This is a genomic window from Sulfitobacter sp. 1A13421, from assembly GCF_043557285.1.
Taxonomy (GTDB): Bacteria; Pseudomonadota; Alphaproteobacteria; order Rhodobacterales; family Rhodobacteraceae; genus Sulfitobacter; species Sulfitobacter faviae.
The window spans coordinates 46,513-70,517 of record NZ_JBIFFQ010000009.1 but is presented as its reverse complement, the minus strand read 5'-3'; the positions used below and the strand labels follow the sequence as shown (position 1 = coordinate 70,517).

24 protein-coding genes are annotated in these 24,005 nt (G+C 58.8%); 13 read left to right on the top strand and 11 right to left on the bottom strand.

Annotation, left to right across the window (positions count from 1 at the left end; all coding sequences use genetic code 11):
- Positions 1–70: 70 nt before the first annotated feature.
- Both ACGYLI_RS14770 and ACGYLI_RS14765 read left to right on the top strand, forming a co-directional pair.
- Positions 71–2,416 carry a heavy metal translocating P-type ATPase gene (locus ACGYLI_RS14770; RefSeq protein ID WP_043847221.1) on the top strand — a complete coding sequence of 782 codons (2,346 nt, stop codon included), beginning with the start codon at positions 71–73 and terminating at the stop codon, positions 2,414–2,416.
- Positions 2,417–2,501: 85 nt separating this feature from the next.
- A complete protein-coding gene (locus ACGYLI_RS14765; protein ID WP_348655730.1) occupies positions 2,502–3,374 on the top strand; it encodes a cation diffusion facilitator family transporter in 873 nt (290 codons plus the stop codon).
- A 117-nt stretch (positions 3,375–3,491) separates the two neighbouring features.
- Here the strand turns inward: ACGYLI_RS14765 and ACGYLI_RS14760 are convergent, their stop codons facing one another.
- Entirely contained in the window at positions 3,492–4,133 is a 642-nt protein-coding gene (locus tag ACGYLI_RS14760; RefSeq protein ID WP_108895363.1) for a Crp/Fnr family transcriptional regulator, read from the bottom strand.
- A gap of 137 nt (positions 4,134–4,270) precedes the next feature.
- On the opposite strand from ACGYLI_RS14760, the gene ACGYLI_RS14755 reads away from it, so the two are divergent.
- Entirely contained in the window at positions 4,271–4,654 is a 384-nt protein-coding gene (locus ACGYLI_RS14755; protein ID WP_009824461.1) for a hypothetical protein, read from the top strand.
- A gap of 69 nt (positions 4,655–4,723) precedes the next feature.
- Here the strand turns inward: ACGYLI_RS14755 and lgt are convergent, their stop codons facing one another.
- Positions 4,724–5,653: a prolipoprotein diacylglyceryl transferase gene (lgt, locus tag ACGYLI_RS14750; protein WP_050672452.1), complete on the bottom strand. Its 930-nt coding sequence runs from the start codon at positions 5,651–5,653 to the stop codon at positions 4,724–4,726.
- Between the two features lie 393 nt (positions 5,654–6,046).
- Between lgt and ACGYLI_RS14745 the strand changes: the two genes are divergently transcribed.
- The 4 genes from ACGYLI_RS14745 (at position 6,047) to ACGYLI_RS14730 (ending at position 9,598) form a co-directional block, all read left to right on the top strand.
- Positions 6,047–6,778: a DUF3047 domain-containing protein gene (locus ACGYLI_RS14745; protein WP_236629003.1), complete on the top strand. Its 732-nt coding sequence runs from the start codon at positions 6,047–6,049 to the stop codon at positions 6,776–6,778.
- Between the two features lie 255 nt (positions 6,779–7,033).
- The gene (locus ACGYLI_RS14740) at positions 7,034–7,318 is read left to right on the top strand and encodes a multicopper oxidase domain-containing protein (RefSeq protein WP_368443835.1); all 285 of its coding nucleotides are present in this window, start codon (positions 7,034–7,036) and stop codon (positions 7,316–7,318) included.
- Positions 7,319–7,344: 26 nt separating this feature from the next.
- Positions 7,345–8,184: a multicopper oxidase family protein gene (locus ACGYLI_RS14735; protein ID WP_394419687.1), complete on the top strand. Its 840-nt coding sequence runs from the start codon at positions 7,345–7,347 to the stop codon at positions 8,182–8,184.
- Between the two features lie 169 nt (positions 8,185–8,353).
- Positions 8,354–9,598, top strand: coding sequence for a sialidase family protein (locus tag ACGYLI_RS14730; protein WP_050672453.1), 1,245 nt, complete (start codon positions 8,354–8,356; stop codon positions 9,596–9,598).
- 43 nt (positions 9,599–9,641) lie between these two features.
- Here ACGYLI_RS14730 and ACGYLI_RS14725 read toward each other — a convergent pair whose 3' ends face one another.
- The 6 genes from ACGYLI_RS14725 to ACGYLI_RS14700 form a co-directional block, all read right to left on the bottom strand.
- Positions 9,642–10,244 (bottom strand): hypothetical protein, encoded by a 603-nt coding sequence (locus ACGYLI_RS14725; protein ID WP_231886352.1) that lies wholly within the window; start codon positions 10,242–10,244, stop codon positions 9,642–9,644.
- Between the two features lie 322 nt (positions 10,245–10,566).
- Positions 10,567–12,018, bottom strand: a complete 1,452-nt coding sequence (gene merA, locus ACGYLI_RS14720; protein WP_076695217.1) for a mercury(II) reductase — start codon at positions 12,016–12,018, stop codon at positions 10,567–10,569.
- 58 nt (positions 12,019–12,076) lie between these two features.
- Entirely contained in the window at positions 12,077–13,426 is a 1,350-nt protein-coding gene (locus ACGYLI_RS14715) for a dihydrolipoyl dehydrogenase family protein (RefSeq protein ID WP_394419686.1), read from the bottom strand.
- Positions 13,410–13,850: a mercury resistance system transport protein MerF gene (gene merF / locus ACGYLI_RS14710; RefSeq protein ID WP_394419685.1), complete on the bottom strand. Its 441-nt coding sequence runs from the start codon at positions 13,848–13,850 to the stop codon at positions 13,410–13,412. Before merF ends, ACGYLI_RS14715 begins: the two co-directional genes overlap by 17 nt.
- A gap of 37 nt (positions 13,851–13,887) precedes the next feature.
- On the bottom strand, positions 13,888–14,193 hold the full coding sequence (locus tag ACGYLI_RS14705; RefSeq protein WP_048535538.1) for a heavy-metal-associated domain-containing protein: 306 nt from the start codon (positions 14,191–14,193) through the stop codon (positions 13,888–13,890).
- A gap of 12 nt (positions 14,194–14,205) precedes the next feature.
- Positions 14,206–14,613: a mercuric transporter MerT family protein gene (locus tag ACGYLI_RS14700; RefSeq protein ID WP_009824452.1), complete on the bottom strand. Its 408-nt coding sequence runs from the start codon at positions 14,611–14,613 to the stop codon at positions 14,206–14,208.
- A 96-nt stretch (positions 14,614–14,709) separates the two neighbouring features.
- Here ACGYLI_RS14700 and ACGYLI_RS14695 point away from each other — a divergent pair, with 96 nt between their 5' ends.
- Positions 14,710–15,111, top strand: a complete 402-nt coding sequence (locus tag ACGYLI_RS14695; RefSeq protein WP_037953553.1) for a helix-turn-helix domain-containing protein — start codon at positions 14,710–14,712, stop codon at positions 15,109–15,111.
- Positions 15,112–15,180: 69 nt separating this feature from the next.
- Here ACGYLI_RS14695 and ACGYLI_RS14690 read toward each other — a convergent pair whose 3' ends face one another.
- The 3 genes from ACGYLI_RS14690 to ACGYLI_RS14680 form a co-directional block, all read right to left on the bottom strand.
- Positions 15,181–15,339: a hypothetical protein gene (locus ACGYLI_RS14690; protein WP_231886353.1), complete on the bottom strand. Its 159-nt coding sequence runs from the start codon at positions 15,337–15,339 to the stop codon at positions 15,181–15,183.
- A gap of 54 nt (positions 15,340–15,393) precedes the next feature.
- The gene (locus ACGYLI_RS14685) at positions 15,394–16,173 is read right to left on the bottom strand and encodes an arsenic resistance protein (RefSeq protein WP_231886354.1); all 780 of its coding nucleotides are present in this window, start codon (positions 16,171–16,173) and stop codon (positions 15,394–15,396) included.
- Positions 16,174–16,470: 297 nt separating this feature from the next.
- Positions 16,471–17,538, bottom strand: coding sequence for a hypothetical protein (locus ACGYLI_RS14680; RefSeq protein ID WP_076695219.1), 1,068 nt, complete (start codon positions 17,536–17,538; stop codon positions 16,471–16,473).
- 227 nt (positions 17,539–17,765) lie between these two features.
- Between ACGYLI_RS14680 and ACGYLI_RS14675 the strand changes: the two genes are divergently transcribed.
- From ACGYLI_RS14675 to ACGYLI_RS14655, 5 genes are all read left to right on the top strand, one after another.
- Positions 17,766–18,647, top strand: a complete 882-nt coding sequence (locus ACGYLI_RS14675; RefSeq protein ID WP_394419684.1) for a recombinase family protein — start codon at positions 17,766–17,768, stop codon at positions 18,645–18,647.
- 134 nt (positions 18,648–18,781) lie between these two features.
- Positions 18,782–19,975 carry a plasmid partitioning protein RepA gene (gene repA / locus ACGYLI_RS14670; protein ID WP_394419683.1) on the top strand — a complete coding sequence of 398 codons (1,194 nt, stop codon included), beginning with the start codon at positions 18,782–18,784 and terminating at the stop codon, positions 19,973–19,975.
- Complete coding sequence (gene repB, locus ACGYLI_RS14665; protein ID WP_102888752.1) at positions 19,959–20,888, top strand: plasmid partitioning protein RepB; 930 nt, start codon at positions 19,959–19,961, stop codon at positions 20,886–20,888. The genes repA and repB overlap by 17 nt, the downstream gene beginning before the upstream one ends.
- Positions 20,889–21,101: 213 nt before the next feature.
- The gene (gene repC, locus ACGYLI_RS14660) at positions 21,102–22,313 is read left to right on the top strand and encodes a plasmid replication protein RepC (RefSeq protein ID WP_394419712.1); all 1,212 of its coding nucleotides are present in this window, start codon (positions 21,102–21,104) and stop codon (positions 22,311–22,313) included.
- A 1,180-nt stretch (positions 22,314–23,493) separates the two neighbouring features.
- Complete coding sequence (locus tag ACGYLI_RS14655) at positions 23,494–23,979, top strand: hypothetical protein (protein ID WP_165198116.1); 486 nt, start codon at positions 23,494–23,496, stop codon at positions 23,977–23,979.
- The last annotated feature ends 26 nt before the right edge of the window (positions 23,980–24,005 follow it).

The following is a 24,005-nucleotide window of genomic DNA, read 5'->3' as shown; positions in this document are numbered from 1 at the left end:
GGAAGAGTCTTGACCCTCCAGTAACTGGAAGGGTTATGTGTTCAATTGTCTTGAAAACGGGAATTAGAAGATGGCCACGGACCAAGAACATCATCACGACATGACGCGCACCTCGACCGCATCAGACCCAGATACAGCGACCGACCCGGTGTGCGGCATGACCGTCGAGATAGACGAAGACACGCGCAGTGCCGAGTATGATGGAGAGGTCTTTCATTTCTGCTCGGAAAACTGCGAAACCAAGTTTGGCAAAGACCCATTTTACTATGCGTCGGGAAACGCCCAAAAGACACCAGCACATGGCGAGGCCGGTACGCAATGGACCTGCCCGATGCATCCGCAAATCCTGAAGGATGAGCCCGGGTCCTGTCCGATCTGCGGCATGGCGCTTGAACCGATGCTTCCATCGGACGAGCCGTCAGAAGAGTTGTCCGATTTCACAACACGCATGTGGATCAGCGCGGCAGCCGCCGTTCCGCTGGTTATCCTGACGATGGGTGAACTGGTCGGCCTACCTGTGCGGGAATGGATCGGACATCAGACGGCTGTCTACATCGAATTCGTCCTCGCCACCCCGATCATTCTCTGGGCGGCTCTTCCCTTCTTCAAAAGGGGGTGGGAATCGATCAGGAATATATCGCCGAACATGTGGACCCTGATCGCGCTTGGCGTCGGGGCTGCCTATATCTATTCGCTTGCCGCAACATTCCTGCCCGGCATTTTCCCCGAAGCGTATCGAAACGGCCAAAGCGTCGGGACATATTACGAAGCTGCGGTTGTGATCGTTGCGCTGATCTTTGTCGGTCAGGTGCTCGAGTTGCGCGCCCGCGAACGGACGGGTGATGCCATCCGTGCATTGCTCGATCTCGCACCAAAAACGGCGCGGCGGATCCTGCCGGACGGGACGGAATATGACGCACCTCTCGAACACATTGTTGAGGGTGACAGGTTGCGGGTACGCCCCGGCGACAGCATACCCGTCGATGCCGAGGTCCTCGAAGGGCATTCATCTATCGACGAAAGTATGATCACCGGAGAGCCGTTGCCGGTCGAGAAAACACAAGGCGACCGGGTCACAGGCGGCACGATCAACAAGAACGGCACATTGGCGATCCGGGCCACACAGGTCGGTGCGGACACGGTCCTGTCCCAGATCGTGGACATGGTGGCAGGTGCAAAGCGGTCGCGCGCGCCGATTCAGGGTCTGGCGGACCGGGTATCGTCCGTCTTTGTTCCGACGGTTGTCGTCATTGCGATCATATCCTTCGTTGTCTGGCTGTTCTTAGGGCCCGATCCCGCGCTCGCCTTCGCTGTTACTGCAGCCGTATCCGTTCTTATCATTGCTTGCCCCTGTGCCTTGGGCCTTGCGACGCCCATTTCGATCACAACGGCGGCGGGCCGCGGGGCACAGGCTGGCGTTCTGATCAAAGACGCCGAAGCACTGGAACGCATGGCGCGTGTCGATACCGTCATCGTTGACAAGACCGGAACACTCACCGAAGGGCGCCCCAAGCTGACAGACGTGGTGCCCACGGGGGACAAGGCTGAAAATGACCTGCTGACAATGGCTGCGGCCCTCGAACGGGGCTCCGAACATCCGCTGGCCGAAGCAATAGTCGAGGGTGCGCTGGCACGGGGGCTGACGCTTCCGAACGCAACGGAATTCGAAGCCGTGACTGGCAAGGGCGTGAAAGGCATGGTCGATGGCCAGGTCGTGGCACTTGGGAATCCCGCCATGATGGCAGAGATCAACGTTGACGCTTCGATTGCGGAATTTGCTGCGGACGACCTTCGTGAATCTGGAAAGACAGCAATGCTTGTGGCGATAGATGGCACTTTTGCCGGCATTGTCGCTGTTGCCGATCCCATCAAGGAGTCCACGGCAGACGCCATCGATGACCTTCATCGCCTCGGTCTCAGGGTCATAATGGCAACCGGTGACAATCAGAAAACCGCCGAAGCCGTCGCCGCAAAGCTGGGTATTGATGAAGTCCACGCAGGCGTCTTGCCCGAAGACAAGAAGGCATTGGTGGACTCCCTCAGACAAGAAGGGGCCCGGATCGCCATGGCAGGAGACGGCGTGAACGATGCCCCTGCCCTGGCGGCGGCTGATGTGGGCATTGCGATGGGCACCGGTGCCGACGTTGCCGTGGAAAGCGCAGGCATCACCCTTCTGGGTGGTGATCTTGTCGGCATCGTGCGTGCGCGCCGATTGGCAAAGGCAACGGTGCGAAACATCAAGCAGAACCTGTTTTTTGCCTTCGCCTACAATACCGCAGGTGTGCCCATCGCGGCTGGTATTCTCTACCCGTTTTTCGGCCTTCTTCTGTCGCCGATGATCGCCGCCGCCGCGATGAGCCTGTCTTCGGTCTCCGTCATTAGCAATGCACTGCGGCTGCGACGGGTACGGCTTTAGTCGCAAACTAAGGAGATAGATGATGGCAGGCGGACATCAGGGGCATATGCCGTCCGGCGGCAAGGGGCTGGCGATATCAGCCTAGTTGACCGGCATCTATTTTGTGATTGAACTGGCGATTGGCCTATGGACAGGGTCAATCGCGGTCATCTCCGACGCGTTCCATACCTTTTCGGCCGTGGGCGGTGTGCTGGTCGCCATTGTCGCGGCGCGTATGGCGTTGCGTCCGGCGGATGAAGAGCGGAGCTTTGGCTGGGCGCGCGCCGAAATCATCGGCGCCCTTGTGAATGGCGGCTTCTTGCTGGCCATGGCGGTTGTTGTCATCGCGATGGCTGCCATGCGCATGTCTGCGCCAATTGATCTTCCAACGGGTCCGATGCTGATTGCGGCTGCCGGGGGGCTCTTTACGGAGTTCATTTCGCTTGCGCTGATCTGGAAGCAAAGCAAGGAAGATCTGAACACGAAGGGAGCGTTCTGGCATATCATCCAGACCTTTGTTGGCAGTCTGTTGATCATCGTGACCGCCCTCGCAATCGAATTCACCGGGTTTCTGCTGATCGACCCGCTGCTTGGCATGGCGTTCGGGTTTGTCCTGCTATGGGCGAGCTGGGGATTGCTGAAAGAAGCGGCGCATCTTTTGATGGAAGGCACGCCTCCCGAAGTGAGTCTGCCTGAAATCAAACGTACCCTTGAAGAACTGCACGAGGTTTCCGATGTTCACCATATTCATGCCTGGGCGCTGACAAGTGGCAAGCATGTCTTCTCCGCGCATCTGCGTGTCACAGAGCAAGCAGATCAAGAAGAGGTCCTGCAAACCGCCTACGACATGCTGCGTAAGGACTTCGGGTTCTTTTTCGCAACCCTGCAGATCGAAACACGGTGCTTCGACGAAAGCGGCGCTGAGGCAATCGACCTTTCAGCGGCGAGCAGTAAGACAGGGCATAACGGCGATCTTTGAAAACAGGTCATCGTCGCGGGCAGCAATTCTCATTGTTATCGGGCAAGCGAAATACCCGCCAAGCTTTGCTACCGCACCTTTTGTTATCTCGAACCGGGCATGGTCCGGCTGATCCATTCAGGGGCGCAAATGATACGTTCCCCGGGTCGGATTTGCGATCCGGCCATCATTCACAAGCTTTCGCAAGGCCCGATAGGTGGCCTCGTGCGAAAGGTGCAGCGCGCTGGCAAAATCGACAACGGAGCTTTCAAGCAGGCCCGCCACCATACCGGCATAGACCCGTTCTTCTGCGCGGCGGATGCCTACGATCTCAAGCGCCTGACGTTGCGCTTGTATCTGCTGTGCCGCTTGCCGCGCATAGGCGCGTGCAAAATCCGGATCTGCAAAGGCAGACAAGACCGCCGCTTTGTCGATCTGTACAAACGCCCCAGCCTCCGCCACGACCGCATCGCAGTGGTATCTATCCGAAAACACCGATGCTTCGGCAAGGCTCATCCCGGGCTCGGCACGGTAGATGATAAATCGTTCGCCATCCGGGCCGACACGCTCAAGATGAACGCGCCCGCACTTAACAACATAAAGGCCGCAGGTCCGCGCGCCCTGACGAAAGACCGTATCCCCTGCGGCCCTCGTCAGCGGACGCAAGGCGGAGGGCGGTATGAGATTATAGGGTTCAGGCATCATATGATCCAAATCATATTTCAGGGTCCGATCAGGTACTAGGCTGAATCCGAATACACTCAGGAAAGGCTGGTCCATGCGACTGATACCCGTTCTCTTCGCTGTCTTGCTTGCGACACCCGTTACGCCGCAACAAATGCATTCATCCATGGGTCACGCGTCCGACGCCCCAGGAAACCGGCCAGTCCGCCTTCGCCGCATTGGCCGAAATAGTTGTGCTGCTCCAGGCCGATCCCGAAACCGATTGGGGCGCCGTCAATATCGACAAACTGAGGGACCATCTGGTCGATATGGACCTTTTGACACGAAAGGCAGAGGTCACCCGCATTCTGCGGCCCGACGGGGCACGGTTCGAAGTGCGTGGCAGCCCGCGTGTCCTGTCGGCCATCAACACAATGGTTCCCGCCCATGCACCGTTCCTTGCCGGTGAAACAGGCTGGAGTGTTGCGTCAGAAGAAATGGAGGATGGTGTCGCACTGATCGTGGGTGGCGATGGTGAACAAATACAGGGCCTTGGTTTCTTTGGTCTGATGACAATCGGTGTACATCATCAAGAGCACCATCTGATGATTGCGAAAGGACGCAAGCCGCATCATTGAGCACGCGCCCAAGGCTCATATGCGGACCCAGGCCGCAATGGTCACTTCGCCAACACTACGCTCGGATATTCACAAAGAATCTGATGTCGACACCAGATCCGCAGAATTAACCGTCACACGCCTGCGGGACCATACGATCAGGGCCGCGCCAAGGATAATCATCGGCAACGACAGCAGTTGGCCCATTGTCAGCCCATAGCCCGCCCAATGAACCGCATGTCCAATCGGGTTGTCCTGCGTGACGAACTGCATATCAGGCTGCCGGAAGAACTCGACAAGGAACCTTGCGCTTCCGTATCCCGCCAGGAACAGGCCAGTAAGGCTTCCGGGAAAGCGCAGCCAACCGCGTTTCCAGGCCAGAAAGATCAGGACCGAGCCAAGCAGGATACCCTCCAGAAGAGCCTCATAAAGCTGGGACGGATGGCGGCCACACAGGCCCACGACGCCCGCACAGGACTGGGCCGCCTCGCCGGGGAATGCCACCGCCCAGGGCACATCGGTCGGACGGCCCCAAAGCTCGTTATTGGTGAAGTTGGCCAGCCGACCGAGGAAAAGACCCGGTGGTGTTGCAACAGCGAGCAGATCCGCCGTTGATAGAACGGGTGCGCCGTTGCGATAGCAAAAAAGCAAGGTGGCCACGACCACGCCGAAAAAGCCGCCATGAAATGACATACCACCCTGCCAGACCATGAAGATTTCGACGGGGTTCTGAAAATAGTACTGAGGTTGATAGAAAAGCACGAACCCCAGCCTGCCCCCCACGATCACGCCCAGAATGATCCATGTCAGCAGGTCTTCCAGTTGCTTGGGTTGCAGCGGCGGCGCCCCGGCCCCCCAGACTGACGAAGAGCGGACCAATGCGACACAGATGCGCCAGCCGATAAGGAGGCCAACAATATAGGCCAGCGCATACCAACGCAGGGCAAAGCGGAACGATCCGATATCAACGGCAAAAATCTCTGTTCCGATGTCAGGAAATTGGATAATTGAAGTCAGCATTCTTTGTTACCTTTGCCTGTTTCACACAAGGCCACATTTTGTTTCCCGCAACGGACGTTGGCGCGTTCAACCCTGTTGTCCCCAGCCCAAAGCGCTGTGGTGAATGTGCCATCCTTGCGTGCGGGAGTCGGTTCCGTTGAACCAGAGATGACGCACATCGGCACCCGCGTCCATGTGTTCAGGCGCTTGTATCCCATGAGTTTTGTACTTGTTTGTAACGGTTGGAAGCTCCGCCGCCTACTGGATCCGTCCGTCGCGGGAAATCAGCCGATCAAGGTCGCGCTCCATGATCTGAATTCGCTCCCGCGTCCTGCAACGACCATTGCGCAACCACATCTATGATCACGGATATGTTCATTGAAGTTGCGCGCGCCCGGCACAATTCAACGGATCATGACGGCACATAATGGTGATAACCGGGATCAAAGCAGGACCAGCGGCATCGCAAAAGGAGTTCAGATGTTTATACGGTCCCTCGCAGCGACACTTTTCATCGCTTTTGTTGCATTAGCTGCAAACGCCCCGCCCCTCTATGCGCAAGGAAAGACAATTCCATTCGATGGAAGCTGGAAAGAACAGGGCCTCTTGCGGCTCTTTTCGAACGAGTACGGCCTGCAAGGTCGGCGGCTGGACGTGATTTCCGATGGCACGGTTTCGGTTCTCTGGCGTCCGGTCAGCGCAGCCCTTGGCACCGCAAAGGCAGCAATGTGGGAATGGTCCGTCACGCAGGGTGTTAAGGGAACCGACCTCACACGGCGCGGCGGCGATGATCGCAATCTTGCTTTGTACTTCATATTCGTCGATCCGCAGACCGCAAGCACGCTTGGCCGAACAACGGCGCGCAAATTGCTGCGTGATCCCAATACGCGGGCGCTGGTTTATGTCTGGGGTGGCAATCATGCGAAAGGCGCATTGCTGAACAGCCCCTACTCGACGGGTCTCAAATCGAAAATTCTGCAAACGGCGCAAACCGGCAACTTCACCGAGAATGTGAACCTGGATCGCGATTTCGTGCGTGCGTTCGGGGACATGCCAAAGGTTCTGGTCGGTCTTGCGGTGACAGCCGACAGCGATGATACCGACGGAAAGATCCTTGCGGCCATTCAGGACCTGCAGATACGTTAGGTGCTCTCCGGTATTCCGCCAAACCTGGGCGCCGATCTGCAATGTATCAATATATCTCGCCGGGACGCCCTTCCGCAACGGTGGGGGATGTGGGTTGCAGGCCCCAGAAACGGAATACACGGAAACCCATGCTTAAGCGTCTTCAGATGATGGTTGCGCTTGGCGCAGCCACGCTCCCCCTGCCCCTGAGTGCGGCTTCGGTGCCTGTCACCCTGACGCCCGGCCTTCACCCGGATCGGGTCGCGGGACATTGCAATGCTTGGATTCAATGGCACCTGTCCCGGCCCCGAAATCAGACAGCGCCAGAACGATATTCTGCGGGCGCGGGTGGAAAACGGGCTGGAGGACGGGACCCTCGTACACTGGCATGGCATTCGGTTGCCCAACGCGATGGACGGCGTAAACGTGCTGACACAGGATGTCATCATCCCGAATGAGGGTTACGAGTACCGGTTTCCGGTTCCCGATGCCGGAACCTACTGGTATCACTCCCACTACCTTTCCTACGAACAGGTCGCCCGCGGACTGTTCGGCCCCTGATCGTCGAAGAACCTGCCCCGCCAGACGTGGATCAGGACATCACGGCCATCCTCTTCGACATTCGGCTTGATGACACCGGCCAGTTCGACATGGAATTCGACCGCGCTGATTTCATAACAGCAGGTAGGCTGGGGGACTTGATGACCACCTTCCTGTCGTCTGAGCAGGCGCGGCTGGGGGATCACATCCGGTTGCGTCTGATCAATCCGACACCGGATCGCATTTTCGAGATACGTATCGACGGGCTGACGGGCTTTTGTGTGGCCTATGACGGGATGCCGCTGCCCGAGCTGGTTTCGCTGGGCAATCTAAAACTCGCACCGGCGCAGCGCATCGACATCATCGCAGATGTGACGGGTGATGTGATCCTAAGAGAAACCGTGCCTTCGGGTGGCGAGGAACTGGGGGGCATTATGTTGAACGGTCAGCGACAAATCCGGTCTGCGCCGATAGCTCCCCTCCCCGCGAACCTCGTGCCCGCGCCCGGAGAGATCACGCAAACGGCAGATCTCTTCATGCAAGGCGGTGCCGGGGACGGCGCGCACGGCGGGTTCGGGGGCTGGGCCTTCAACGACGTGAGCGGTCTGCCGAACAAACCGCTGATTTCGGCAAGACGTGATGAAGCAGTGCAGGTGCGGATGGTGAACGACACTGCTTTTCCGCACGGTATCCACCTGCATGGCCACCATTTCTGGGAAACCGATCAGAATGGTGCGCGAACCCACCTTCGCGACACGACCCTCGTAGCGCCGGGCGAGACGATGACGATTGTGTGCGTACTCGACAATCCCGGCGCGTGGATGCTGCACTGCCATATGCTGAGCCATCAGGCTGATGGCATGGCGACCTGGATGCAAGTCAGCTGAGGTCGGAGCGGTGGTTGCGCCAACCGTTGACGCGAAGCTGTGCCACAACGGGATATCGCTCTTAACAACAAGCACAGGCCCGTCATACAAAAGTTTACATGGCACTCGCCAAAATTTGCCTATGCTCAGGTTGTGAATGACGCTGGTCTGATAATCGGAAAGGTGCGCAATGCCATCAAAAATCCATTCTGGCGTGATTGTGGCCCATCTGTTCATGGGCATGACGGCGGGCATGGTCCTTGCCGAGCCATTGGAGTTCGCCGACCTAGACCCACCGGTCGGGAACAATGCGCAGGAACCCACCCTGTTCGCACTGCAGGATGATCGGGTCCTGCTGGGTTGGACCGAACCACACCCTGCCGGGTTTGCGGTAAAATTGTCGGTCCTTGAAGACGCAGAATGGAGCGCGGCCCGCACTGTTACCGTGTCCGACGAACTCTTCGTGAACTGGGCCGATTTTCCGTCCGTTGTTGCGCTTGATGACGGTACCTTTGCGGCTCACTGGCTGTGGGAAAATTCCAAAAACGACTATGCCTATGACGTCAAGATCTCTCTTTCGCCGGATGAGGGCCTGACATGGAGCGCACCGATAACGCCACATGATGATCGGTCGGTTAGCCAACACGGTTTTGTCACGCTCCAGCCGCTCGAAGACGGTTCCTTGATGTCTGTCTGGCTTGACGGACGCGCATATGACAAGCCGCTTTTCACCAGCGCAGCCAGCAACTACCCGGATGCAATGCAGTTGCGCGCAACCCGGATCACGCCCGAAGGTACGCGAACCGATGATGTTCTTGTCGATGCGCAGACCTGTTCATGCTGCCAGACGTCCGCCGCATCGCTGGACGATGGCACCGTCCTTGTCGCATACCGCGACAGAACAGATGCGGAAATCAGGGATATATCTGTCGTAAGACACCAAGGCGGCATGTGGTCAGAACCAACAAACGTCCACAATGACGGCTGGGAAATCTCCGGCTGCCCGGTCAATGGCCCCGCCATCGCGACCGCCGGTCAAACAGCCGCCGTGGCCTGGTTCACGGCTGCAAATGACAAGCCGGAAGTCAAGGTTGCGTTCTCTTCCGATGGTGGCAGAAATTTTGGCGATCCGGCGAAAGTCAGCCTCGGGATTCCCGCCGGTCGGGTCGATATTCTCATGCTGGACCCTCAGACTGCGTTCGTGACGTGGGTCGAATGGGCAAATGAGAGCGAGGTGATCCTTGCTTGCCAGATCACAACCGGTCAGCAGTGTAAGGACCTGCAACTGATTGCGCGAAACAACGGCGCAGGTTCGGTCAACTTCCCGCGCACGGCGCGAACGAATGAAGGGGTTTACCTGTCGTGGACACAGCCCAGCAACTCGGATGATCCGGAACCGAGTTCGACTATACGCACGGTTTTCGCTTCCTATTGAAGGTTTCCGGACGAAAGCTGATGGTTCTTTCGCTTGGCTCACATCAGGAGTGGGTCCAACGATCACCGTCAACAAGAATTGCATTTCCTGCAATAGGGCTACCGGCAAATGACGGTGATTTCTCATCCATAGTGACTGGTCTCTGGCCCGGAAATTGTAGCGTGCCACGCTTTTTCATGATCCCGGTCCCGAGCATATGACCCACCAGCGCTACCCAGGCAATGCCGGTGAAATTCAGAAAGAAGGGAAGATCTGCGACAGAAGTAGTGCCCCCGATGGCGAACACCCACAGGCCGAACCCATAAATCGCCGAGGGCAAAAACCAGTTCGTCTGCCCCGCGATACGGTGCCAAATTGGTCTAAAGACGAACAACCAACCGACGGGATAGCCAATCAGGCCAACAAGATAAAAATGTACGAAATATCCTGCGAAATCACCGTTCGGCAGACCAAGGCTGCCGAGTAAGCTCCTCGCTAGCCCGTGCGGTGACAACCGCGAAAAGCCCAAGCCCGGGCTGATGATCTGACCCAACAGATCGAACGCGACGGTCGCAAAGAAACCTGCGACGAACATTAACCCTAAAGTTCGGGCGTTGAATGCGGGTAGTGAACCTGTTGTGCGAGAATCAGTATCAACTGTATTCATGGCGATTCTTTCTTTGTATTGCGGGCGATCAAATAGACAGGGCTAATGTAATGACCAATTGTTGACCCAGCGACGTTCTCGGCAACTCCCGATCACTTTCCATCTTGATGAGATCGGTCTGTTTATGAACCCCGCCACAATAACCAACCTAATGACAAAACGTGGGATGTGCACTGCTGGCTCTAATATGTGATTATCCGTTACCGCCGTCAGCCTCCATGCCGAGAGAATGCTGACCGCCACAAGCACTTTGTGGCTTTGTACGCGCTGGTTCACAATGAGCGCTGCTTATGAGTCGGTGTCGCCGGAATTTCTCGTCTTTTCACCCCGCGCAGCAGCTGAGTTTGGCTACATCCTTGTCGAAGGTTTGTGCGGCGAGTTTCAGCCCTTCGACCGTGGTCAAATAAGGAAAGATCGTCTCTCCGAGCGCCCGTGCGGTCATGCCGAATATAAGCGCCATTGCCAGTGTCTGAATCGTGTCCGACCCCTCCGGTGCTGCGATCTGACCGCCCAGCAGGCGGTCGGTCTTCGCGTCGGCCACCAGCTTAATCACGCCGCGGGTATCGCGTGCAGCGACGGCGCGGGGCACGTTGTCGAGCGTGATCACACTGGTTTTGACCTTGTGCCCCGCCGCCTTGGCCTCAACCTCCGAAAGGCCGACGCCGGCCACTTGCGGGTCGGTAAACACGACCCACGGCATCGCCGCGTTGTCATAGCGCATCTGCTCCAATCCAAGGGCATTGTTGATCGCCACCTTGGCACCATAGGCCGCCATGTAGACGAACTGGTCACGGTCAGTGACATCGCCCGCGGCCCAGACGCCGGCACGCGTGGTCGCCATGTCCTGACCGACCTTGATAGAGCCGCGTGCGTCGGTCTCGATGCCAAGCTCTTCCAATCCAAGGTTCTCGGAATTGGCGATCCGGCCGGTGGTCACAACCAGCCGTTCGGCGGTCAGATCCTCGGTCTTGCCACCCCGTTCGACAGTCAGATTGACGCCGCCCGCAGCTTTCGCGACCGAGACGTAAGCAAGACCGGTCTCGACCGCGATGTCTTCGGCCTTCAGCGCTTGCGTCAGCGCCTGGGCCACCTCCGGTTCGGCGCCCGGCAGGAGGCGCGAGCGGGTCACTAGCGTGACCTTCACCCCCAGCCTTGAAGCCATTTGCGCCAGCTCGCAGCCGATATAGCCGCCGCCCAGCACCAAGATGCTTTCGGGCCGGTCAGGCAAAGTCAATAGATCGGTGGAATCGAGGGGCTCCACTGTGTCGATCCCCTCGATCGCTGGCAGGTGGGGGCGCGAGCCGGTGGCGATCAGGACGCGCGGGGCGGATATCACCCGTCCTCCAACAGCGACGCCACCCTCGACCAATCGCGCCGGGCCATCCTCGATATAGGTAACGCTTTTATAGGCGGGCAGCAGGTCTATATATTTCTTGTGCCGCATCTCCTCGACCAGATCGGTGGTGCCTTGCACTACGGCACCCCAATCCACCGCATGATCACAGGGCTCGACGCCCGGGAACCGGGCGGCCGACGCGCCGCCATGCACCGCCTCTGCGGCGCGGATCATCGCCTTGGACGGCACGCAGCCGACATTCACACAGGTGCCGCCGGTGGTGCCGTGCCCGATAAGCGCCACGCGCTTTCCGGCATCGGCTGCCGTGATCGAGGCAGAAAACCCGGCCGAGCCGGCACCAACGACAATGAGATCGTAGTTGTCATCGCGGGTTTCACTGGCAGTGCAGCAATCGTCTTTCGTTACAGTTTGGTCCATTGGTTCTTCCTTAGCTTGCGATCGGTATCGCGACACGGCCCCGATCAATAATTTTGAATCACACCATCGAACCGATGTCGGAGGCATAGCTCGGATAGGCGAAAATCATGGCCTTGATCTGGTTGGCGGTCTGCCCGGCACCCATGGCCATGGCGAAAAGATTGATCTGCTCCTCGGAGCCCGGCCCGATCAGATGCGCGCCGAGGATCTGTCCGCTGCCCTCTTCGACAAGAACCTTGAATCCGGTATGTTTCGCGCCGACGCGCAGCGACGAATACCAGTCCCCTGTCTTTTCGAAATGGGTGTCGAACTTCAGCCCCTGTTCCCTGGCCACCGCTTCCGACAAGCCCACGGTGGCCACCATCGGGAGGGTGAAGACTACCGACGGGATCGGCGGATAATCCACGGTACGCTCGTCTTCTCCAGCCAGCAGGTTCTTGCCTGCCACACGCCCTTCGAAGGCGGACACCGGGGTCAGCTTGGGCCCACTGGCAGCGCAGTCGCCCGCGGCGAAGATCGCCGGATTGGTGGTGCGCATCGCGTCGCTCACCTTGATGCCACGGCGTGAGTATTCGACGCCGGCGGCCTCAAGGTTAAGGCGATCGATATTGGGCACCCGGCCCGTGCCATGCACCACCAGATCGCAAGTGATCGTTTCGGTGCCGTCGGGAGTTTCCACCGTGACGGTGAATTCGTCGCCCTGCTTTTCGATCTTCGCCACCTTCGCCTTGGTGCGGAGATCGACGCCGAGCTCTTCGGTTGCCTCAACCAGCATTGCGACCAAGTCGGGATCGAAAGGACCCAAGGGGCGGTCCATCATATCCAGCACTGTCACTTCGCGCGCGCCCGCCCGCTTGACAATATGGGCGAATTCCATGGCGATGAAGCCGCCGCCGACAAAGGCGATGCGGTTCGGTCGCTCAGGCAGTTCCAGGAACTCGGTGCTGGTGGTCAGATGCTCTTCGCCCGGGATGTTCAGCGTCATCGGCCGCGCGCCGGTGGCGATATGAAAATGCTTCGCGGTCAGGGTCTCGCCGTTCAACTCGATCGTATTGGGGCCGGTGAACCGTGCCAGCCCATGCAAGACGTCGATCCCCGCTTTTTCCAACCCGGCTTCGATGCGCGGTGGCATAGCTTCGGTGAAGCTGCGCTTGAAGGCGATCATGTCGGGCCAGTTGACCGAAGGTTGCGCCTCCAGCCCCTTGCCTTCCATGTTTTCGGCCCATTCGACACCCTCGGTGACCGCGACCAGCATTTTCTTGGGGTCGCAGCCGCGCAGGGCGCAGGTGCCGCCATGGGGTTCGCTGTCGATGCTGGCGACGCTCCAGCCTGCATCCGCGGCCATCCGGGCGACGCCATTTCCAGCGGTGCCGCCGCCGATCACGATGAGGTCATAGGTCTTGGTCATACCTGTTCCTTTCCTTGTGCCAGTTTCTCTTGATCCGGCTCACTGCTGAACTGCCTGATTTTCTGAGCCAGAGCGCATATCCCGCCACCGCCAAAGCGGCGGCAACCGAGATCCGCAGAGCAAAGCGGAACTCCAGCCAGAACAGCAGAGCCGAAAGAACAACCGCCAAGCCGATGAGAAGGGCTTTCGGACTGTGCCCTGGTCTGCCGGCTTGCTGCCACAGGGCATATGCAACCGCACTCAGCGAGGCGTAGAGCATCGGGAAAAGCGCGTAGTCGAGCCAACCAACAACGGCAGAAAGTCCGACCCCGGCGACGATCAGCACCAGGAACGGCGTGAAGCAACAGATCGCCGCAAATACGCTGCCGATGAGGCCGCGCCGCAAAAGGGTCGTGGGTTCATTGTTATTGTTCATGTCTGTCATGCTGTCTCCAGCTCCGAGTGCGGGTCGGTGAATGCGATCAGAAATCGCCGGACTCGACGATGTCCGCCGAATAGCCGGTGGCGCGGATTGCTTCGACGATCATGTCCTGATCGGCGGCCTCGTCATCAAAGGCGACGATGTAGGTGCCGGTGCCGAATTCCTCTCCTTCCATGAAGTCGATGATCTCGACCGAGGGAACGCCCCGCATGGCCGCCGCCACCGTGTAGGAGCAGGTCGGGCATGTCAGTTCGCCTACCCCGATATTGATGCGCTGTTCGGCGGCGCTGGCGGGGGAAGCTGCGAGAGTGCCAACGACCGCAAGGGCAAGATGGAGTGACTTCATGGGTTCGGCCTTTCAGTAGGACAGAAGGTATGGGGTGAGATAGGGAAAGATCATCGCGACGGTGACGATGGCGGTGGCAATCCAAAGAATGGATCGCATGAGTTTCCGGTTCATGGGGCGCGCGCAGGTGCCATCCGCGCAGGCCTCAGTCGGGATCGGACGGTAGGCCTTGTAGAATCCATAGCCGATGCAGGCGGCACTCAGCGCGAAGGTGATCCATTTGTACTGGTAGAGAACGCCCAGCTGCGCAATGAAAACGCCGGTAACGCCGAAGCTGACCAGCACCAGCGGCAGGATGCAGCATGAGGTCATCGCCAGCGCGCCAAGCGCGCCGAGCCAGGTTGTCGTCCATGCCTTTTTGTCGGCAGCCCCTGTTTCGTCCATTGCCGTCTGCCGGTCGGCGGATGTGGTTTCAGTCATGGTTCGAATCATCCTTGCCTCAGTGATGATCTCAATCTAGGGTCTGTAGCAGGTACAGGCTCAAGAGGGTCAAACGTGAAAAATCGTCACAGATCGGTGAAGGTCCTCAGGCGCGGAGATCTGGCCAGGCTGACCGGCTGCAATCTCGAGACCATTCGCTACTACGAGAACATCGGCGTTATGCCCGAGCCGCCGCGCTCCAGCAAAAACTATCGCGTCTACGATGATCGGCATGTCGCGCGCTTGTGCTTCATCATGCGCGCGCGCGAGCTTGGGTTCACGCTCGACGAAGTCCGCGATCTGCTCGCCTTGGTCGATGGCGGTGCCCAGACCTGCGGCGAGGTGCAGGGTCTGGCAAATTCGCATCTCGCCTCGGTCCGCGCCAAGATCGACGATCTCAAACGCATCGAACGAGTGCTGTCTTCCACCGTGGCGCAATGCACCGGTGACGATGTCCCTGAATGCCCTGTGATCGACGCGCTGACGGAGGTGACCTGAAGGGCCATAGTTGAGGACGCCCATGCATGTCAGCCAAGCGGACAATGGTGCCAGCGCCGTTGTTTGCGATCATTCGTTCCCCGCGGAGTCCTGCGTGGTCGCCGCATGTTCGGGGACCAGATAGCGCGGCACGATCCACAGATAGGCGACCATGCCGAAGAGCTCGACGAGCGACTGGAAGACGATGACCACGGCCGCCACGTTCCACTCCGGTCCAAGCACCAGCACCAGCGGAAGTACGACGAAGGAGTTGCGGGTTCAGAGCGAGAAGATGACCGTTCGTCACCCGCTAGTGGACAATCCGGCCGCCCGCCCGGTCGCCGCACCGAGAAGTGCTGCGGCGACGAGGTAGGCGACGTAGGCGCCCGCCACCTGCGCCAAAACCGGCAGCGCATCCCGTACCGCGTCGACTTGCGAGGCCGCGATCAGGAACACCACGACAGCCAGAAGCGGAACCGGCAGCCAGGCGAGGCGATTTACGATCGCGGCCCGCTCCGGGCGCGCCTCTGCCCAACGCTCCAGCAGGAAAGCCGCTGTGAGCGGCAGCAGGACAAGCGCCGCAAAGACGGCGGCAATGCGGTCGGCGGCGAGAAGCTCAAAGAATGCCTCGCCGAGAAAAAGCCAAAGGAAGAGCGGCAGACAGGCGAACTGAACCGCGAGGAGGATCGGTGTCGCGGACGCGGCACGCACCGCATCGCCGCGACCGAGATGGGTGAATGTGATGAACCAGTCGGTGCAGGGCACCAGCAGCACGACAAGCACCCCGAGCCGAAGCGCAGGATCGTCAGGCAGGAACGCGATCAGCCCCCAGACCAGCAGCGGCACCAGGACGAAATTGCCGATCAACATGGTGCCGATGAAACGCCGGTCGCGCGTCGCGCGCGGCAGGTGCGCTAGCGGCATCTGAGCGAAGGTAGTGAAAAGCATAAGCCCCAACACCGGCCAAAGCAGCGCCTCGAACACCCCCGAGATACCGGGGGCGAGCGAGCCCAAGACCAGACCGGAAAGGATGGCAGCGAGGTAGATCCAGGCTTGATGGCGTTCGAGATTTTGCAGCTTCATGTCCTGCCCCTGCTCTTTCCGAAGGCGATTTTCAAGAAGACATCACTGGACAGGCCATTGCGACAACGGCTCGTTCGTCGCTTGGAGCGTTGTATGGTCTGTCCGGTTTATACCCGCAGACCGGTCACGACCCAGTCGACAATGCTTTCATGGTAGTTGGGGACGTGGCGATAGCCGAATTGTCTCAGCCGATCAGCCGAACTCTTTGACCTCGAGCATCTGCAAAACGGTGCTCCTCACCGTTTCAGCCGTGCTGCGGATAGACGCAACATCGGCGCGCACAGATCGCTTCGACAATCAGTTTGTGGCGCGCCACATTCGGAACCGTCCTTGCCCTGTTAGCTCGCGGACCAGATCCCGCGCTTCCATCCAGGCGAGGTTGCGCTGGACAGCGGCGCGGCTGGCTCCGGTCAGGGCCTCGGCCATAGGGGCAGAGACCAGGGGCCATTCGGTCAGCACTCCGCGCAGGGCTGGCGGCGTCTTGCCCGAGAGTGGGGTCATCTCGGCTTCCGCCAGCGCCGACCATGTCTCGATATCGTCGAGGTGCCGCATCGCGGTCAGGCAGGCCGTTTCCATTTTCTCGAGCCAGCGCGCCAAACGTTCAGCCGGGGGGCCGCCGGCGCGCAGCGCCCCCGCCCCACCCATGGCCAGGGGTGCGAATATTGCCCCCTCGCCCTCATGCGCGGCAATGCGCGACGCCGTGACCGCCGCTTCCATTCGGTTGCTCTGCTGTCCGAGGCCCGCGAGGCTCCAGAGGTGAAACCCCATGCAGGCACGCGTGATCGGGTGCAGGTCGGCGGCTTGCGCCATCAGGTCAAGCCACCCGCCCGCGCGATCCGCGAAGGGCTCGGCTTCATCCACCATGTTCTCGGGGTCACGGCGATCGAGGAAGGCGGACAGGTCCACGTCTGGGCCGGGACCGCCTGTAAGACGCCGCACCGCCCATCCGACACGCGCAAGCGCTGCGGTGTCGTCCTGCACGCCGGACAAGCGCATGGATATCCAGAGCGCCAGCCGATCCGGGCCAATTCGGTCGCCTGCAAACCAGCTGAGGTCTGCCGCCTCGATCAACGCAAGCCTGTGCCGCCAGCCTTCCGGGCCACGCTTCAGACGGTCGTCTAGCGCCCCGATCCGGCCGGCCACACGGGCAAGGCGGGCAGCATGGCCCGCCTCGGCACGTCGCCAATCGTCAAGAACAGCGGTCTCACGCACTTCGGCCCTAGGTCCGGGCGGCAGATAATGCGGCTCCTCTTCCATCGGACCGGGCAGGAACCACAGGTCGTCCTCAGAAGTCTCTTCAAGCTCCTCCGCATCCTCAAGAGGATCATCAAAAATATTATACTTTATACATGCTTGAGGCTCCATATGTGCAAAATATGGCATTTTTGCATTTTACCCAAGGGTTTTGTCAGGGTGCGCCTGCACACTTTATATAGCACGTGCGCGCAATGGTCTGCGAGAGCTCGCTGATCGCGCTCAGCGTAAGGGAACCAAGGGCTTTGGACTGAACAGCTCCACAGAGCCGGCACTTGCATTCGCTTACAAACGGTCGTTTAGTAACGGCATATGAAATTGCAATCGGCTCCGTTTTCATGCCCCTGATAGGCTATGCCCGCGTTTCCACGGAGGATCAGACCCCCCTGCCCCAGTCTGAGGCGCTGCAATCTGCGGGCTGTGCCGAGATCTTTGAAGAGCACGCCTCAGGCGGCAATCGCGCGCGTCCTGTACTCGCGCGTTTGCTCGAACGCGTCCAGAGCGGCGATACGCTGGTCGTTGTGCGGATCGACCGGCTTGCGCGATCCCTGTCGCATCTGCTGGAGGTGATCGAACGTCTGGAGGCCAAGGGAGCTTTCTTCCGCTCGCTGCAGGATCCAATCGACACCGCCTCCCCTCAAGGAAAATTCACATTGCAGGTTCTGGGCGCCGCGGCCGAGTTCGAGCGCGCGCTGACACGTGAGCGCACAAAGGCCGGGCTTGCCTCTGCGCGCGCCAAAGGGCGCGTTGGTGGCAATCCTGGGCTTCGCACCAAAGACCCCGCCGCGCTGCGCAAGGTGCGGCTGGCACGACAGGACGGCTACATGGAGCGCCTGAACGAAACCGCGCAGGATTGGGTGCCCCACGTGCGACGCCTACGGCCGGATATGGCCTGGGAAGATGTTTTGCGAATCATTAATGGCCCCCTGCCCCACGACCGGCACTGGACCCAAAGCCGCCTACTCCGTGCTGTGAAAGTCTATGTCCGCGACGGGTTTCTACCAGATGAAGTGCTTGGCCGCGCCGGACGCCGCGAAACCGATGACCGCCTGCCAGCTATCGTGGCTGCCATCAAAGGCTCGGACCCCGAAATCACACTGCAGGCGATCTGCGACCGGCTAGAATCGATGCGTGAGCGCACCCCTCGAGGCCGTACTAGCTGGCAGCCGTCTTCGGTCAAAATGCTGCTTGAGCGTGCGGAAAAGTTGGGGCTCCTGTGAACACGACACTTGTGTTGGCTTAACGGATTGCCACTAAATCTAGAAAGTGCTTGCACGAATCTGGCTGGTCGGGCAATAGTCTCGAAAAATAACGCGCGGTCACATAAAAAACGCGCCCACGGATCGGGGCAGACATGAGCGAAGCAGAACAAGATCTAGATATCGCCATCGGGCACTACGCGGAACTTCTCGCGTCGAACCTGCATGCTCAGCGCGCTGCGCACTTCCCACCGGATGCAAAGAAGGTGATGCGCACTTTGACCAGCGGCGAAGCTGCTGAGCTCCTTGGCGTCGACCATACCTATCTTCGGAAGCTTCATCGAGAAGGAAAGATCGCTGACGTCGAGACGACGGCGGGAAGTCATCGCCGCTATACGCTCGACGATATCTGGGAAATCCGGCAGACGCTTGAAGGAAACGCAAAAAAGTCTGGAACTTACGTGCCTGGGCGTCGCGACGGTGACGAGCTTCAAGTCATTTCAGTGGTGAACTTCAAGGGCGGAAGCGGCAAAACGACGACGTCTGCTCACCTCGCTCAGCGCTTGGCGCTCAAGGGGTACAGAGTTCTTGCGATCGATCTCGACCCCCAAGCATCTCTTTCGGCTCTTCACGGAATCCAGCCAGAACTCGACCTCATGGAGGGCGGAACCCTCTATGATGCCGTTCGCTACGACGATCCGGTTCCGATCTCCGAAGTGATCCGCAAGACTTACATTCGCGGCCTTGATCTCATCCCAGGCAACCTTGAACTCATGGAGTTCGAGCACGAGACGCCTGCTGCTATCCAGCGAGGCGGAGCGAAGGCGTTCTTCGCGAGAGTTCATGACGCACTCGATAGTGTTGAAGCGAACTACGACGTTGTTGTGATCGACTGCCCGCCGCAGCTTGGTTTCTTGACGATGTCAGCACTTTCCGCGTCCTCGGGCGTCCTCGTGACGGTTCACCCGCAGATGCTTGACCTTATGTCGATGTCCCAATTCCTGCGAATGACGGCGGATCTCCTGGGAGTAATCAGGGATGCAGGCGCAAATTTGCGCTTCGATTGGCTGCGCTTCTTGCCAACGCGATACAAAGTCGGCGACGCGCCACAAACCGAAGTCATCGCCTTCATTCGCGGGCTGTTTGGGAGGTCGGTCCTGACCAATCACATGGTTGAATCGACCGCAATTTCTGATGCCGGCTTGACCAAGCAAACGCTCTACGAAGCTGACAAGAGGGACTTCACGCGTCAGACGTTTGATCGTGCGATCGAATCTATGAACGCAGTGAACGATGAGATCGCTGAAATCATCCAGAACACATGGGGGCGGAATGGCAAGAAAGCCTAAACTTGGCCTGCCGCTGCAGACCCTTCGCAACGCTCCTGACGCTCTTGAAGGGCGCCGACTGCGTGGCGGTGTTTTTGAGATCGATCCGGCGCAGATTGTTACCGAAGGACGGTTGGATGACAGGCTTCAGATTGAAGTTGAGGGACTGAAGAACTCTATTTCCAAGAACGGTCAGCGTGTGCCTGTCTTGGTCCGCCCACTGGAAGGCGATCGCTACAACCTGATCTATGGCCGCAGACGCTTAGAAGCATGTCGCGAACTCGGTATCAAAGTTCGAGCTATCGTCACAGAGGTTGAGGGTGATCAAGCGCTTCGAGATCAGCTTCTCGAGAACCAAGAGCGTCGTGATCTGAGCTTTATTGAGCGTGCGCTCGTTGCGACGGCACTTCTGGACGGTGATCATTTGGAAGGGGCTGAGCGCACCAATCGAGGTGTCGCCGAAGTCCTTAACCTCCACGAAGCTGGGGTTTCACAACTCTTGAGTGTCGTTCGGACGGTCGGCGAGGAACTCATCCAGGCAATTGGTGCGGCTCCCGGGATTGGTCGCCCGAGATGGGAAGAGCTCAAAAAGGCTTTGGGTGCCTACGACGGTGATCGAGACCAACTGCAAGCCGTAGCTCATGCAGCCAAGTCCGAAAGTTCCGGCTCGGTCGATGAGGTTTCTGAGCGTGCGTTTCTCGCAGTTCTGGCAGCCGCGAAGAGCGCAGAGAAGAAAGCAAGCCCGTCTAGAAAAGGCGTGCCTGCTTTGGCGATCCCCGGTGTCGGAGCTGCGACGGTCAAGACCGGCCGCCAAGGCAAGCAGCTTAAACTCGATCTGACTACGGATGAACCTGATTTTATCAGCTGGTTGGAGGGCAATGCCCCAAAGCTGATTACCGAGCTTCATGAGCGCTGGAAGCGTTCAGAAGACTGAGGAAGAGCAACCAACAAGAAGGAGGCACGATACAGGCAAAAAGAAAAAGGCCCCGAGAAGCTAGCTTCACGAGACCTTTGTAAGGTTTCGCACCGGGATCAGCCCGCTACAAAATCTCAGTTTTCGCACTTCTGAATGTAGCGTTCTGGCCCCTACCCCGCAAGCGCAAAGCGATTCGCGGGCCCTAGAATTTTTGTCTTCGTGAACATTTTCATGGAGTACACACCAATTTCGCCGTTTATGCGGCCGATTTCGCACGCTCATTTGCGCGTCATCGAGCGACCCGAGGCATCTGTTCCGGCCAGACCCGTTAACAAGTGGGAACTCCTGCGCGAGCTCTCCAAGGCGCAAGCGGCCTTTGGGGTCTCGGAACGTGATCTGACTGTTTTGCAGGGGCTCCTCAGCTTCTTTCCGGACGATGCGCTTGGCGGGAACGCCGAGATGGTCGTCTTCCCCTCGAACAAGGCAATCTGCGAGCGCCTCAATGGCATGCCGTGCTCAACGATGCGTCGTCACCTCGCGCGTCTCGTCGAGGCTGGCTTGCTCCAGCGGCGCGATAGCCCCAATGGGAAGCGCTACGTCCGCAAGCACGGCGAAGACCGCGTCGCCTTTGGCTTCGATCTTTCCCCGCTCTACTGCCAGTCTGAGGAGATAGCACGGGCCGCAGAGGCCGTACGTGAGGCTGAGGAGCGCGTCAGGCGCCTCAGAGAGGTCGTAAGCCTCATGCGACGCGATCTCGCGGCCCTCGCCGAGTTCGGAGACGAGATGCAGCCAGGACTAGGCTTCTGGGATCAGCTTCGCGACAAGGCTGCCCTCACAGCCCGCGCGCTTCGCCGCAAGCTTTCAATTGAGGACCTCGCGGCCTATCGCGCCGATCTTGAAGCTCTCCTTGACCAGGCACGCAACATCATTGATGGCCCTGAAACAGAAGAAATGAACACCAATGATGCCCAATCTGAGCGTCACCATCATAATTCAAATAAAGAATCTATAGATTTTGAACCTGCTTTAGAAAAAAGCGGGGTGGCGGCGGGTGTGCCAGATGTGGATACGAATGAGCCGGTGGCTGACGTTGATGAACAGGACACAAGACATCTGCCAAAGATCCCGCTCCACCTAGTGATAGCGGCATGCCCCTCGCTTAAGACCTTCTACCAAGGTGAGATCCGGCATTGGCATCAGCTTTTCGATGCGGCGTGCCATGTGCGGCCAGCCATGGGGATCAGTGCGTCTGCATGGGAAGAAGCACAGCGGTTCATGGGTCCGGAGCAAGCGTCGATCGTCGTTGCTGCGATGCTGGAACGCTTCGCCGACATAAGATCGCCTGGTGGATACTTGCGAGCTCTGAGTACCAAAGCTGCGGGAGGCGAGTTTTCCTGTGGCCCAATGGTCATGGCATTGATTGGCCGGCGGAACGCGGCTTAACAGCTGTTAAACTCCGATCGCGTGCGGCTGGCATGGCATAACTTAACAGCTGTTAAGTAGGCTCTCGGCACACAAACGGTGTCTGAGAAAGAAAAGTTAGGGGGGTGAGGTATGGCGGTATTTGAGATCGTGAAAGTGGCTTTCGCCTTCGTCGCGGCGAAGATCTGATGACGAGGGCATCCCGATCACCATGGTGAAACCTCAGCTGGTGACCATCGCTGCTAGTAGCGCCAAGGCGGCTAGCGAAGAACATACAGATCGTTGCGCGCCTCCGCGGCCCCTGCCCTTTTCGATGTCTGAGATCTGATGATGAATACCCTAAATAACTGGCTCTACGCTATCCGGCGCCTGCTGATGGCGATTTGGGTCCTGGCCTCGGATATTCGCTTGGCCTTCATCGGTGCTAATGCCTGAGAGGTAGGTTGTGGATGTCTGTTGCATGATATCGTGGCTACGGGCCGTAGCGCACAAGGAGCAGACGATCGATGGTTGCCAAAACCGTTTGACCAAGGGCTCGATCCTCGAACTCCCGCGCGCGGGGAAGGGGACCCCGTAACTTCTCAGTCACTTCGATAATGGCGACATGGCCAGCGAGGCAATCGGCTCCTCAAGCGCAGCAGCTGGTTGCCAGCGGTCCCGCGTTCCGCTGATTTGGTCGTATTGGACGACGAGGACATCGCAGAACAGCGGTTGCAACTCAATCTCTTGATTTCATGACACCCGAACTCTTCAAAAGAGTGCTTTGATGTTGGCTGCGGAATGATCTGATCCGTCCGATGGCGGAAAACGATTTAATAACAATAGGTTATTGCGTTTTTGGTATTCGCGATGAGAAATCATGCCCATAATAGCCTTCATCGAAATGGCTTCCCTTTCCAGGATGCCGATCCGCTACATCGACGGGAAGCCAAAGGATCAGCACGCTTTACGAAGAAGTTGGCAGTTGCGGGCCGATTGAGCGGTCTGGGCTATCTCGTGAAGAAGAAACCGCCACAGGTCTAGCCGATAGGCCCTGTGGAAGTTCTCATCCCGTCGTGCCAGTACAGTTCGGTGGAGGTTGGGTGTTTCATGGGTTTGGTCCACGAAAAGGAAAAGTGTTCTTCGGGTTTTGTGACTGACGGATGAGGGCCTTTGGGGTCCCTCAGATGGGTCCGGGCCGGATTCCGGTCTGTCTTTCCTGATGAAGGGCATTCCGATGCAAACAGGTGTCTTGCGCGTGTTACGCGCGACCGCTGCCTCGTGGTGGCGACACAAGGAACTACGCCGAACCGGCCAGACGGGCCAGGCATTGCAGCTCGAACGCCAGACCGTCCTGCGTGATCTCGGCTATCTGAAGCAGGCGGCGTTATTGCCAAACGCGCACGTGATCTGCGGAGAGGGCGGGACATTCATCCATCTTGGTTGGACCACCGTGTCGACCTTCGCGCCGATCGAGCGCTTTCCCTTGGCCACTCTTGTAGTCGCACGAAGGACCCCGTTCATCGATATCCGACCCGTCACCGATGTCATCGCCTTCGCGAACCTGCCGCGGGTGGCGCGGGACGGATCGATCGACCCTGAACCTTGCGGCCCTGGCAGGTCCGTCTCGCTGACCGCCTACATCGACATGGTCGAAGCCCTCGGTGGCAGGATCGCCAACGATCCACGCCCCCGTCAGTCAACCTGATCACCACTCCCTCTCATCAACACTCG

Coding starts and splice junctions, on each gene's coding strand:
- ACGYLI_RS14680 (WP_076695219.1), bottom strand. CDS start 17,538: ATGGAGCCTCAAGCATGTATAAAGTATAATATTTTTGATGATCCTCTT.
- lgt (WP_050672452.1), bottom strand. CDS start 5,653: ATGCTGACTTCAATTATCCAATTTCCTGACATCGGAACAGAGATTTTT.
- ACGYLI_RS14745 (WP_236629003.1), top strand. CDS start 6,047: ATGACGGCACATAATGGTGATAACCGGGATCAAAGCAGGACCAGCGGC.
- repA (WP_394419683.1), top strand. CDS start 18,782: ATGAGCGAAGCAGAACAAGATCTAGATATCGCCATCGGGCACTACGCG.
- repC (WP_394419712.1), top strand. CDS start 21,102: ATGGAGTACACACCAATTTCGCCGTTTATGCGGCCGATTTCGCACGCT.
- ACGYLI_RS14655 (WP_165198116.1), top strand. CDS start 23,494: ATGAAGGGCATTCCGATGCAAACAGGTGTCTTGCGCGTGTTACGCGCG.
- ACGYLI_RS14770 (WP_043847221.1), top strand. CDS start 71: ATGGCCACGGACCAAGAACATCATCACGACATGACGCGCACCTCGACC.
- ACGYLI_RS14725 (WP_231886352.1), bottom strand. CDS start 10,244: ATGAATACAGTTGATACTGATTCTCGCACAACAGGTTCACTACCCGCA.
- ACGYLI_RS14715 (WP_394419686.1), bottom strand. CDS start 13,426: ATGACCAAGACCTATGACCTCATCGTGATCGGCGGCGGCACCGCTGGA.
- ACGYLI_RS14700 (WP_009824452.1), bottom strand. CDS start 14,613: ATGACTGAAACCACATCCGCCGACCGGCAGACGGCAATGGACGAAACA.
- merA (WP_076695217.1), bottom strand. CDS start 12,018: ATGGACCAAACTGTAACGAAAGACGATTGCTGCACTGCCAGTGAAACC.
- repB (WP_102888752.1), top strand. CDS start 19,959: ATGGCAAGAAAGCCTAAACTTGGCCTGCCGCTGCAGACCCTTCGCAAC.
- ACGYLI_RS14740 (WP_368443835.1), top strand. CDS start 7,034: ATGCTTGGATTCAATGGCACCTGTCCCGGCCCCGAAATCAGACAGCGC.
- ACGYLI_RS14705 (WP_048535538.1), bottom strand. CDS start 14,193: ATGAAGTCACTCCATCTTGCCCTTGCGGTCGTTGGCACTCTCGCAGCT.
- ACGYLI_RS14685 (WP_231886354.1), bottom strand. CDS start 16,173: ATGAAGCTGCAAAATCTCGAACGCCATCAAGCCTGGATCTACCTCGCT.
- merF (WP_394419685.1), bottom strand. CDS start 13,850: ATGACAGACATGAACAATAACAATGAACCCACGACCCTTTTGCGGCGC.
- ACGYLI_RS14730 (WP_050672453.1), top strand. CDS start 8,354: ATGCCATCAAAAATCCATTCTGGCGTGATTGTGGCCCATCTGTTCATG.
- ACGYLI_RS14675 (WP_394419684.1), top strand. CDS start 17,766: ATGCCCCTGATAGGCTATGCCCGCGTTTCCACGGAGGATCAGACCCCC.
- ACGYLI_RS14760 (WP_108895363.1), bottom strand. CDS start 4,133: ATGGACCAGCCTTTCCTGAGTGTATTCGGATTCAGCCTAGTACCTGAT.